Source organism: Kitasatospora sp. MBT66 (assembly GCF_000710405.2).
Classification (GTDB): domain Bacteria; phylum Actinomycetota; class Actinomycetes; order Streptomycetales; family Streptomycetaceae; genus Kitasatospora; species Kitasatospora purpeofusca.
This window is the reverse complement of record NZ_JAIY01000006.1, coordinates 106,767-118,829: the sequence shown is the minus strand read 5'-3', so window position 1 is coordinate 118,829 and position 12,063 is coordinate 106,767. Positions and strand designations below refer to the sequence as shown.

Genomic DNA, 12,063 nt, shown 5'->3' with positions numbered 1-12,063 from the left:
GGTTGCCTGACGATCCGTCAGGCAACCTGCCGATCAGAGTCAGAGGTGGAGAACCTGTGCTGAGAAGCCCGTGTCCGCCCGTTCCGATCCGTCGCTCGCCGCGTGCCGCCCTGGCCGCCGTGCTGACCACCGCCCTCCTCCTGTTCGGCCCGGCCGGCCTCGCACCGCGGGCCGCCGGCGCCGACGCCGCGGCGTCGGCGCTGGTGAAGAGCCTGCAGAACGTCACCCATCCCGGGGCGGCCGCCGCCGACCACGGGGACACCCTCAACTGGACCGTCGAGTACGGGAACGGCACCACCGACGGCACGGCCGCGCAGGCCGTCGTCACCGACCGGTTGACCGGGGCCGGGTCGGCGCAGACCTACGTGCCCGGTTCGCTGCGCGTGCCGCCGGGGTGGACGCCGTCGTGGTCCACCGACGGCAGCACCTTCACCGGCACCGACCCGGGCGCGGCGACCGTCGCCGTCCGCGCCGGGAACCCGGTGGCCCGGGCCGGCGGCACCGGCCTGTCCGCGCCGCTGCTCGCGCCCGTCAGGGCGGCGGCGCAGGCGACCGGCGGTGACGGGTTCACGCCCGTGCTGTACCGGACGGCGTCCGGCGAGGTGCAGTCCTGGAGCATCTACCACCACGCCGCGCGCGGGGCCCCGCAGGCGGTCTGCAACAGCCTGTCCACCGGACAGCTCTGCTCCGGCGGGCCGTGGCCGCGGCCGCTGAACACCGCCGCCGGGCCGCTCGGCACCGGCTCTACCGGCGACATCGGCAGCCCGCTGACCCCGCAGTACGTGCTCGACCCGCAGCATCCGAACCTGCTGTACTACCCGGCGGTCACGCAGACCGCGGTCGGCGTCGGCTGCCTCGACCTCGACGCGCGGGCCAACTGCGGCTTCACCGCCCTGGCGACCGGCGGCGGCTCGCCCAGCAGCGCCAACAGCCTGGCCGGCCTGGTCCGGGCCGGCGACAGCCTGTACGGGGTCGCGACCACGGGCCAGGTGCTGTGCATGACGCTCGCCACCCGCACCCCGTGCGCGGGCCAGCCGTACGCACCGGTCGTCGCCCCCAACCACGACCTGCCGAGCACGCCGAACGCCCTCTACCTCGGCGCGCTGACGGTGGTCGGGGACAAGGTCTTCGCCTCCTCCTCGCCGCAGGCCTCCGGCTCCACGGCCGCCGGCCCGCCCGTCCTCGGCTGCTTCGACACCACCGCACGGACTGTCTGCGCCGGCTGGACCGCCCCGCACCCCGCGGGGCCGAACGCCGGTTACTACAGCTACGGCGTCTTCGCGTCGTACAGCACTGCGGGACAGCCCGACGGCGCCTGCACCAGCACCGTCGGCGGGGCCAACGTCCTGACCACCTGCTACGCCCTCGACGGTGCCGCCCGCCCCGCGCCCGGCACCCTGGCGGCGCTGGCCGGCAACGTCCTGACGTTCAGCCCGGAGACGGTCGTCGCGGACGGTGTGACGCGCAGCTACTTCCCCGCCTGGGGCGGCTCCGTGGCAGGCGCGACGGTCTGCCACGACTGGACGCACGACGCGCCGTGCGCGGGCTTCCCGCTGCCCGCCACCCACCCGGGCGTCAACGGCGGCGCCACCCGTGACTACGGCTACACCTACGACACCACCACCCGCTGCCTGATCGGCCTCGGCGACGCGGGCGTGCTGTTCTCGCTCGACCCGGCGACCGCCGCCAGCCCCTGCGTACACAGCGGCGCCGCCGTCACCCTCCGGCCGGCCGACTTCGCCTGCGACGGCGGCACCGGCCACGTCCAGGGGTACACGAGGGCGAGGCTGACCGACATCGACATCGCGCACGTCGACCTGACCGCCTCCCGGGTGCTCGTCACCGACCCCGACGGCACGCCCGTGCCCGTACCGGGTCCCGCACCCGACGGCACGGTCGACCTGTCGGGCGTCGACGCCGCGGCCCACCCCGCGCTGACCGTCACCGCGCAGCTCGTCCTCACCGGCACGGGTGACTTCACCCCCGACAACCACCCGGCACTGGTCGTGGAGTACCGGGGCGACCCGCCACAGATCTGCTTCCGCACCACGGTGGCCGCCGCCTGCACGACCACCGCCGTCACCAACACCGCGAGCGGCAGCGACGCCACCGGCGCGCTCACCTCCAACACCGTCACCACCGCCGTCGCCCCGGGCGCGGGCTGCCGGCCGGACGTCACCGTGGAGAAGGAGATCTGCGGCTCCGGCAACTGGCACGACTGCGGGCCGGACGGCGCCGGTCCGTGGGCCAAGACCAGCCCGGTCGGCCTGCTCGGCCTGCTCGGCACCGCCCACTGGCGGATCACCGTCAGCAACGCGGGCCCCGTCGACGCCGCCTCCGTCACCGTCAACGACGCGGTCACCCCCGGGTGCCGCAAGGCGGCCGGTACGTTCACCCTGCCCGCCGGGGCCACCCGCCGGGTCTACTGCGACTCCTTCCTGCTGGCGCTCCCGCTGAAGAACACGGCGTCCGCGAGCTTCGTGCCCGCCAACTCGCCGCCCGGCACCTCGCCGACCACCACCGCCCCGTCGGCGGCGGTCGCCTGCTCCCTGCTGTGCATCCTGGCGGTGCCCGACAAGGACTGATCCCGCGTGCGTCGGGGGTCCACGACCCCGGGGGCGGGGTCCGGGCGCGTGCCGCCCGGACCCCGCCCCCGGTCACAGGGGGGCGGCGCCTCCCTCCCGAGTGTGCGGCGGGCGAAGGGACGCGACCGGAGCCGCACGTTGTCCAGGCCCAGGACGTCGCACCGGACGAGCCCGGGGGCGAGGACCGCGGGAGCCGGGGCGATCGCGCGGGAGCGTGGCCGCCGACTGTGTCGCGCACGGCCGCTGTCCGGACAAACCACTTCGCCTGCCAGGCCGCCGACGTCCGTCCAGGGGCACCGGCGCCTGCCCGTTCGGGCAGTGTCGGCGTGTTGCCGACCGCTCGCCGAAAGCACTCCGTTGACACTGAAGTTGGTCTAGTCCACCTTGGTGGAACAGGGCCACCGGCAGGGAGGCCGCATGCGCGGCGGGGGACGTCGGCGTGGAGGTCCGCCCGGGCCGCCGTCATGGCGTCGGCGTACGCCGACGGCACGCCGAATCGCGCCCAACCGAACGCCGCTGTACCGAATCTGACGATCAGACGGAGAGTTCCGAACCATGCAACGAGTCTGCCTCGCCCTGCCCACCATGCGTTCCTGCCCCGGCACCATCGTGGACCTCGCCGAGGAGGCGGCCTACGCCGTCGCGACCTTCGGGGTCGAGGTCCACCTCCTCGTCCTCGACACCACCGACGAGGCCGAGTTCGCGAAGAACGCGGACGCCGTGGCCGCGCTGGCCCCCACGCCCGGGGTGTTCGTCCACCACCTCGGCAACGCTCAGCAGCGGGAGTTCTTCCGCGCGGTGGCCGAGCGCTCCGGTGGCGCCGACCCCGAGCTGCTGCTCGACCTGATGCTCCCGCAGGCCGTCGCGTACGGATCCTGCGTCAACCGGCTCTTCCTCGCCGCGGCCGCCCTGGGCTGCACCTCGACGCACCTGCGCAACGACGACGCCGACTTCCAGGTCGTCGACGACGAGAAGGTCTTCCCGATCCACCACGAGCTGCTCTCGATCGGCCGGCCGGCCGGCGAGGCCGCGGCCGTCGTCACCCGCTCCGAGCTCGACGCGGCCGACGCCGACATGCCGGTGATGCTGGTCAGCGGCTCCTTCCTCGGCGAACTCAACGTGGACATCGGCGAGATCCTCGAACTGGACCCGGCCGTCTACCGCGACCTGGTGCGCCTGTGGACCCCGCCGGTGTGGTCGGACGAGGACCGGGACGCGATGGTGGACCTGTCCTTCAAGGGCGTCGGCGCCGAGCCGTTCGACACGGACCACTCCGTCCTGGGCGTGCCCGACATCTGGAACGTCTACATGTGCAACATCGCCCTGGACCACCGGGCCTACGAGGTGCTGCCGCTGCTGCCCTCGATCGAGACCATCGGCTGCGACTACGCCTTGCTGCACGCGCTGGTCCACTCCCAGTCGCCCGGCGTCGTCCACAACCGCCACATCGTCAACTACTACACGCCCGAGCGCCGCACCGGCGCCGGCTTCGTCTCGTACCAGATGCGGTTCGTCAAGTTCCTGCTCTCGATGCTGTACCTGTACCCGGTATACGGCGGGATGATCGACCACGGCCGCGGGCTGCTGGACGAGCGGCACGGGCTGAAGGTCGAGCCGATCCTCGACCTGGTGCGGGGCAGCGTCGACTGGGACCGGGCCGGGAACGAGCACTGCCTGGACGTCCTGGACCGCTCCTACCGCAAGCTGGGCGGCAAGTACACCGAACTCGCGGACGCGGTGGCCGGGAAGCGGCAGCAGCTCATGGACGAGGCGCAGGAGGACGCCGAGCGCTGGGCGGTGCTGGTGGAGTCCTGGGCCGGGATGGTGGCCGCCGCCCGTGCCGAGGGCCTGCGCCCCGGCCGGGACGGGGCCGCGGGGTGAGCGAGGACTTCCTGATCCGGCAGCTCGCCGAGGACGACTGGGACGCCGTGGTCGCGCTGGAGTACGACGCCTACGCGGCCGACGGCCTGTCGGAGGGCCGGGAGGCGCTGCGGTCCCGGGCCGTCGCCTCACCGGAGACCTGCTTCGTGCTGGAGCAGAGCGGCACGGTCCGCGGCTACCTGCTGAGCCTGCCGTACCCGCCGCTGCAGTGCCCGGACCTCGCCCGGGCGGAGGACACCGCCTTCGAGTCGGACAACCTGCACGTGCACGACCTGGTGATCGCCGAGGACCTGCGCGGCCGGGAGGTGGCGCTCGGGTTCATGCGGCACTTCCGGACGCGGGCCGAGGAGTTGGGCTTCCAGCAGATCTCGATGGTCGCGGTCCGCGGGGCGGACATCCTGCTGCGGATCATCGGCTACCGCTCGCACCGGGAGGTGGCCGTCCCCGCGTCCTACGGGCGGCGCGCGGTCTACATGTCGATGCCGGTGCACTGACCCCCCGGGCCGGGCACTGATGCCCCGGGCCGTGCACCGATTCCCCGGGCCGGCGCAATGGAGTGGTAGTCCGGCGGGCCGGGAACGATCCGGCCAACACCGGCCGACCGCCCCAATGCGTCGGCCCGGCGTCCTATGATGATCCGTTGTCAGGGGCCCGTCAGGGTCGCGGGCCGGGGGTCGCGACGGGGGACGCGTCTCCGGGGCTGGGTCGTTCCCTGCCGTCGTCGTTCCCTCGGATGACCACTCGTCGGAGGCGATCGTGCAGGGGGACTTCGGAACGCTGCTGCGGCAGTACCGGTACTCGACCGGGTGGACGCAGGAGGAGCTCGCGGAGCAGTCGGGCCTCTCGACCCATGCGATCAGCGTGCTGGAGTCGGGACGCCGGCGGCCCCGGCTGTCGTCGGTGGCGCGGCTGGCCACGGCCCTCGGGCTGGAACCGGCCGACCGCGACCGGCTGCTCGCCGCGGCCCGCGGGGACGGGGAGCCGGAGCCGCGGTCCGGCGGGGAGCAGCCGGCGGAGCAGGTGGTGCCCCGGCTGCTGCCGTACGCCGTCCCGGACTTCGTCGGCCGGCGCGGCGAGGTGGACCGGCTGCTGGCCCTGGCCGCCGGACCGGTCGGTGCACGGGCCCGTCCGCTGGTGATCTCGGCCATCGACGGCATGGCCGGCGTCGGCAAGACCGCCCTGGCCGTCCACATCGGGCACGCCCTCGCCGACCGGTTCCCGGACGGGCAGCTCTTCGTCGACCTGCGCGGCGCCACCCCGGGCCAGCCGCCGCTCGAACCGGGCGCGGCGCTGGCCGGCCTGCTCCGGGCGGTCGGGGTCGCCGAGAACGCGCTGCCGCCGCACACCGAGGAGCGCGCCCAGCTGTGGCGCAGCCGGGCGGCGGGCAAGCGGTACCTGCTGGTGCTGGACAACGCCGTCGACGCCGCGCAGGTCCGCCCGTTGATCCCCGGCGACCCGCGCTGCCTGGTCCTGGTGACGTCCCGGCGGCGGATGCCCGGACTGGACGGGGCGGTCGCCGTGCCGCTGGACGTGCTGAGCCACGACGAGGCCGTGGAACTGTTCACCCAGGTCGCCGGAGCGGACCGGGTCGCGGGCCACGCCGCCGCCGTGGAGGAGATCGTCACCCGCTGCGGACGGCTGCCGCTGGCGCTGCGGATAGCCGCCGCCAGGCTGGCCCACCATCCCGCCTGGACGCCGGCCGAACTGCTGCAGCGGATCCGGCGTCCGCAGCGGTTGCTGACCGAGCTGTCCAACCACGACCAGAGCGTCGCGGCGGCCTTCGTCGAGTCCTACCACTCCCTCACCCCGGCGCAGCGGGGCGCGTTCCGGCTGGCCGCGGTGCATCCCGGGGAGGACGTGACGCCGCACGCCCTCGCGGCCCTGGTCGACGCGCCGCTGGACGAGACCGAGGAGCTGCTGGAGTCGCTGCACAACCACCACCTGCTGATCGAGCACGCGGCGTTCCGCTACAGCTTCCACGACCTGCTGCGGGCCTTCGCCGGTGAACTCCTCGCGCGGGAGGCGTCCACGCCGGTCCCGCGGGCCGCGCTCGTCCGGCTGTTCGACCACTACCGTCACACCGCCGCCTCGGCGATGGACCTGCTGGTCCCGTTGGAACGGCACCACCGGCCGCAGTCTCCCGCGCCCGGCGGGGCCCGCGGCGGGGCGCCCCTGGTGTTCGCCGGTCCGGCGGAGGCGACGGACTGGCTGGCCCGGGAGCACGCCAACCTGCTGGCGCTCACCCGGCACGCCGCCGAGGCCGACCTGCCGGAGTACGCCGCGGACCTGCCGGCGATCCTCTGGCGCCACCTCAAGCGCCATCTGCCCGCGCAGGAGGCCCTCGGGCTGGGGCTCAGCGCCCTCCGGGCCACCCGGCAGCTCGGCAGTCAGGCCCGGGAGGCGGCCGCGCTGCGGCACCTCGGACTGGTGCAGTACCAGCTCGGCGACTTCCCGCAGGCACTCGACCTGCTCCACCGGGCCCTGGAGCTCCAGCGGCGGACCGGCAACCGCAGCGGCGAGGCCCACGTCCTGGCCAATCTGGGCCTCACCCTGACCCGGACGGGGCGCCTGGAGGAGGCCCTCGACCACCACCGGGAGGCGCTGCGGCTCGCCCGGGAACTCCCCGAGCCGGCGGTGGAGTCGATCGCCCTGACCAATCTGGGCCCCACGCTGACCAGGCTCGGACGGATGCGGGAGGCGCTGGACCACCACCACGAGGCACTGGAGTTCCACCGGCGCGGCGGCAACCGCCTCGGCCGGGCCATCGCGCTCAACCAGTTCGGCGAGCACCAGCAGAGGCTGAACCGCCACCCGGAGGCGCTCGACCTGTACCAGGAGGCCCTGGAGCTGCACCGCGACCTCGGCGACACCTTCGGCCAGGCCGAGTCGCACACCCTGCTCGGCGACGCCCTGCTGGCCATGGACGCCCCGGAGAGCGCCCTGCGGCACTACCTGGCCGCTCTGGAGTACCTGCCGCACACCGGCGAGCGCTACAACCTCGGCCGCATCCACACCGGGATGGCCCGCACGCACCTGCGCCTGGGCGAACCGGGCACGGCGCGGAAGCACGCCGAACTGGCCGTCGGGATCCTCGCCGCCCTGGACGTCCCGGAGGCGGACGAGGCCCGGGCCCTGCTCGCCTCGCTGCCGGAGTGACCCCGACCGGCGAGGTCGGGGCGAAGCGAGGTCAGGACGGGTAGCGGATCGAGCCGAGCGGCGGGCAGGGCACCAGGGCGGTCGCGACGCCGGGGCCTTCGACGAAGGCCCGGGCCTGGGCGGCGTGGTGGAGCCGGGTGTCGTGGTCGTCCGCGTGCCGGGCGTCGTACCTGGCGCGGGTGGGGTCCCAGGTGCCGTCGATGAGGTCGAGGGCGGTATTGCCGGAGCTGCGCCCGAACTCCGCCTTGACGGCGGCCTGCTGGAGTGCGCCCTGGATCACGGTGAGGTGGATGCGGGTGATCAGGACACCGGGGGTGTTCGGCTCGCGGGTGGGCAGCGGGGCCTGCGCGAGCAGCGACACCCCGGTGTCGAGGCGGCCGATGTTGTCCACGGTCGCGGTGCGGGCGTCGCTCACCGCGATCTGCATCTCCCGGTGCAGCCAGAAGAACTCGCCCAGGTCCGCCTGGGTGACGCGCATGCGCCCGTAGGCGGCCCGGAACCGGGGGTCCCGGTGCAGCGGGAGCACGGTGGGGACGTGGAGTGCCACGCAGTCGTTGTAGCCGCCGTCCACCGCGGCGTCCAGGTGGCGCAGGCCGAGGTCCACCTGGCCCTGGGCGACGGCCAGATCGGACAGATCGGCGTGGGCCGCGGCGGCGAGCCACGCACCGTCGGGGCCGAGGACCGAGGCGCGCGCGACGATGTCGTGGAGGCCCGCCACCACGTCGACGCCGCTGTTGGTCAGGTGCCCGAGCAGCAGGTCCTGCAGGCGGGGGATCAGCGAGTTGACGGTGGTGACCATGGCTCTCCTCGACAGTGAACGGACGGAAGGTCAAAGATGGGGAGTGCAAAGAGTGTTGATCCGGTTCCCGCCGGCACTCCGGACCTGCCTCAGCCCAACTTCTGCAGCACGATGTACTGGTCCGGCTTGAGCAGGTCGGTGCAGTACTGGAGCCCGCCGTCCGGCTGCATCCTGATCTGGCGGTAGACCGACCGGTCGGTGATGCACTGGTCACCGGGTGAGGAGCCGGTCACCCGGGACGCGTAGGTCGCGTGGGTGTCGTCGGCGTCGGAGAGTGTCCAGGCGCCCTCGCACCAGGTGCCGGTGCTGGGCGTCTCGGCGCGGATCTTGCTCTTCTCCTCGCTCTGCGCCGACTGCACGACAGTGAGGGTGACGGTGGTGACGTCGCCGTTGGCGGCCGTGCGCTGGCCGATCCACTTCCCGAGGTACTTCGCGGGGACGATGCCCGGCCCGGTGGTCGTGGCGGCTCCGGTGGGCGCGGACGGGACGGGTTCGGACGCGGTGATCTCCTGATCGCCCCCGCGCAGGTTGTCGAGCAGCAGGTACCCGCCGCCACCCAGCAGCAGCACGGCGGCCAGCCCGGCCGCCAGGGCACCGTACCCCCGCCGGGACGACGGCGCGCGGCCGGGCGCCGACCAGGTCGGCGGCGGAGGCAGCGGGGACGGGGGCAGTAGGGACGGGGACAGCGGGGGCGGGGGCGCGGTCGTGTCCGGAGCGAGGGCCGGGCCCGGGGCCGTCCAGCCCGTCCCCCGCTCCCCCTCCAGGTCCAGCAGCTGCACCGCGCTGCGCCCGACCGCCGCCGCCAGCCCCGGCGGCAGCCAGTCCCCGCGCCCCAGCCGGGCGGCGGCCGCGCCGTCGCCGTCCAGGAACCGCCGCAGCTGCCCGGGCACCGGGCGGGCCGCGGGGTCCTTGGCCAGACAGGCGCGGACCACGGCGTGCAGCGGGCCGGACAGTCCGGAGAGGTCGGGTTCCTCGTGCAGCACCCGGTAGATCAGCACGGGCGCGCTCACCCCGGAGCCGAACGGCATGGTGCCCGTCGCCGCGAACGCGAGCACCGCGCCGAGCGAGAAGACGTCGCCGGCCGGGCCGGCGGGAAGCCCGTTCGCCTGCTCCGGTGACATGAAGCCCGGCGAGCCGAACACCTGGCCGGACCGGGTGAGCCCGGCGGTGGCGTCCAGTGCGCGGGTGATGCCGAAGTCGATCAGCCTCGGCCCGTCCAGGGCCAGCAGGACGTTCGACGGTTTGACGTCCCGGTGCACCAGCCCGAGGCCGTGCACATGGGCGAGCGCCTCGGTGAGGCCGACGCCGAGGGCGCGGACGGCAGGGTCGGGCAGCGGACCGAACTCCCGCACGGCGGTGGTGAGCGCGGGCCCGGCGACGTAGCCGGTGGCCACCCAGGGGTGCCCGCTCTCGGTGTCCGCGTCCAGGACCGGTGCCGTCCACACCCCGCCGACCCGCCGGGCCGCCGCCACCTCGAGCCGGAACCGGGCCCGGAACTCGGGATCCCCGGCCAGGTCGCGGTGGACCAGCTTGACGGCGACGGTCCGCCCGCCGGTGGTCCGGCCCAGGTAGACCCGGCCCATCCCGCCCGAACCGAGCCTCCCCAGCACCCGGTACTCGCCCACCCACTGCGGATCGTCCGCTTCCAGCGGCTCCACGCCACACTCCCCTCACCCCGGAGCAGCCTCCCCGCCGCTCCCTCCGGGCCGACGCTACCGCCCCGGGACCGTCCGCGGGCCCGGAGAACGATCACGAAATCGTCGCCGAACGCCCCCGATCGCCGCCGGTCGGTCCGTCAGGCTCGGCGGCGGAGGCCGATCAGGGCGGCGCCGGCCAGGCAGGCGACGGCGGCCGTGACGTAGGCGAGGTGGTAGCCGGCGAGGTGGTCGTCGCGGGTGCCGGCGACCAGGACCAGGACGGCCACGCCGGCGCTCGCGCCGATCTGCTGGGTGACGACGTTGACCGCGCCGGCGACGGCGTGCTGTTCGCCGGGGACGCCGGAGAGCGCGGCGGAGGTCATCGAGGGGAAGTTGAGGCCCTGGCCGATGCCGCTGAGCACCAGGCCCGGCAGGACGTACTGGACGTAGCCGCCGTCGAGCGGGGTGGTCACCCACAGGCCGGTGCCGACGCCGATCAGGACGAGGCCGACCGCCATCAGGGTGCGCGGGCTCCAGCGGGCGAGCAGGCGGCCGGTGGCGAAGTTGGCGGTGAGGAAGACGGCCGCCGACATGGGCACCAGGGCGAGTCCGGACTCGAAGGGCGAGTAGTCCAGCATGCCCTGGAGGTAGAGGGGCGCGAAGAACAGCATCCCGACCGAGCCCATGTACTGGAGGAACGCGGCGAGGCTGGCGGCCCGGACCGGGGCGAGCCGGAACAGGCCGAGCGGGAGGGCCGGGTCGGTGGTGCGGCTCTCGCGGAGGACGAACAGCGCCAGGGCGAGCGCGGCGGCGGCGAGCAGGACCCAGACCGCGGCGCCGTCGCTGCTGACGCCGACGACCAGCAGGGTGAGGCCGAGGGTGCCGGTGATCGCGCCGGGCAGGTCGAGCCGGCCGCTGTGGCCGGGGCTGTCGGGCAGTCCGGCCCGGGTCGCGGCCAGCACGGCGAGGCCGAGCAGGACGGAGAACCACAGCACCGAACGCCAGCCCCAGAACTGGGTCAGCACGCCGCCCAGCATCACCCCGCCGCTGAAGCTCGCGGCGCCGACGGCGGCGTAGACGCTGAAGGCCCGGTTGCGGGCCGGACCGGCCGGGAAGGTCTGGGTGAGCAGGGCCAGCGCGGCCGGTCCGGACAGGGCGGCACCGATGCCCTGGGCGGCGCGCGCGCCCAGCAGGACGCCGGTGCTCGGGGCGGCCGCCCCGACCAGCGCGGAGACCGTGAACAGGGCGACGCCCGCCTCGAACACCCTGCGCCGGCCCAGCACATCGGCCAGCCGGCCGCCCACCAGCAGGAAGCCGGCGAAGGTGACGGCGTAGGCGGTCATCACCCACTGGAGGGTGGTGTCGGCAAGATCGAACCGCTCCCCCACTGACGGGAGCGCGGCGTTGAGCACTCCGAGGCCGCTGACGTCCAGCGCGAGCGCGCCGGCCAGCACCCCGAGCGCGAGGCCGGGCCGGACCACCGACTTGACGGCGATGTCGGTCATGCGGGCCTCCCGCCGGCGTTGTGGCGGGCGGCCGCCCGGGCGGGGCCGGGCTGCGGGAGGGCCGACTGCAAAAAGGGCCGCACGAAAGGCCGCGGGAAAGCCCCTGGCAGAACGCTCGGAGCGCGGTCCAACGGTACCTCGAATGTCTCAACTGCCATGGGGCCAGCTTGCATTGCCCGATCGACGGCTGTCCAGTCCACTTGTACACGGATGGTACCTGAGCGTGACGCCCGGTTCCAGGAGATCGAATCGGACACTTTGTCGATCAAATCTCGCCAGCTCGACGACCGGCACGCGTTGTACGCAATCCTGTATCCGGTGCACCCCTCGCGCCTTCGGGCGAACCGGGGGACCGTCGGCCCGTCGTAGGCCGCTGATGTGCGATCCATCGAGCAATCCCGCAAACGCCTTGCTGTCCGGACTTCGCGGCCGAGCCGTGCCGTCCGGCGCTTTCGAGCCTTTCTTCTTGCCACGGGAGGAGCAGCGGTGCCCGGTCACGG

General features: G+C 74.2%; 7 protein-coding genes. 4 read left to right on the top strand and 3 right to left on the bottom strand.

Annotated elements, in window-relative coordinates; genetic code table 11:
- The first annotated feature begins 119 nt into the window (after window positions 1–119).
- The 4 genes from BI06_RS13075 to BI06_RS13060 all read left to right on the top strand — a co-directional run bounded on the left by BI06_RS13075 (window position 120) and on the right by BI06_RS13060 (window position 7,622).
- The gene (locus BI06_RS13075; protein ID WP_107113328.1) at window positions 120–2,585 is read left to right on the top strand and encodes a hypothetical protein; all 2,466 of its coding nucleotides are present in this window, start codon (window positions 120–122) and stop codon (window positions 2,583–2,585) included.
- 555 nt (window positions 2,586–3,140) lie between these two features.
- Window positions 3,141–4,466 carry a DUF6271 family protein gene (locus tag BI06_RS13070; RefSeq protein ID WP_043468171.1) on the top strand — a complete coding sequence of 442 codons (1,326 nt, stop codon included), beginning with the start codon at window positions 3,141–3,143 and terminating at the stop codon, window positions 4,464–4,466.
- Window positions 4,463–4,960 carry a GNAT family N-acetyltransferase gene (locus BI06_RS13065; RefSeq protein ID WP_030395633.1) on the top strand — a complete coding sequence of 166 codons (498 nt, stop codon included), beginning with the start codon at window positions 4,463–4,465 and terminating at the stop codon, window positions 4,958–4,960. The genes BI06_RS13070 and BI06_RS13065 overlap by 4 nt, the downstream gene beginning before the upstream one ends.
- Before the next feature lie 262 nt (window positions 4,961–5,222).
- Complete coding sequence (locus BI06_RS13060; RefSeq protein ID WP_051740953.1) at window positions 5,223–7,622, top strand: tetratricopeptide repeat protein; 2,400 nt, start codon at window positions 5,223–5,225, stop codon at window positions 7,620–7,622.
- A gap of 31 nt (window positions 7,623–7,653) precedes the next feature.
- On the opposite strand, the gene BI06_RS49425 is transcribed toward BI06_RS13060, so the two are convergent.
- The 3 genes from BI06_RS49425 to BI06_RS13045 form a co-directional block, all read right to left on the bottom strand.
- Window positions 7,654–8,421 (bottom strand): hypothetical protein, encoded by a 768-nt coding sequence (locus tag BI06_RS49425; RefSeq protein WP_043468169.1) that lies wholly within the window; start codon window positions 8,419–8,421, stop codon window positions 7,654–7,656.
- Window positions 8,422–8,510: 89 nt separating this feature from the next.
- Window positions 8,511–10,079, bottom strand: a complete 1,569-nt coding sequence (locus tag BI06_RS13050) for a serine/threonine-protein kinase (protein WP_051740951.1) — start codon at window positions 10,077–10,079, stop codon at window positions 8,511–8,513.
- Between the two features lie 137 nt (window positions 10,080–10,216).
- On the bottom strand, window positions 10,217–11,563 hold the full coding sequence (locus tag BI06_RS13045; protein ID WP_030395629.1) for an MFS transporter: 1,347 nt from the start codon (window positions 11,561–11,563) through the stop codon (window positions 10,217–10,219).
- Window positions 11,564–12,063 lie beyond the last annotated feature (500 nt).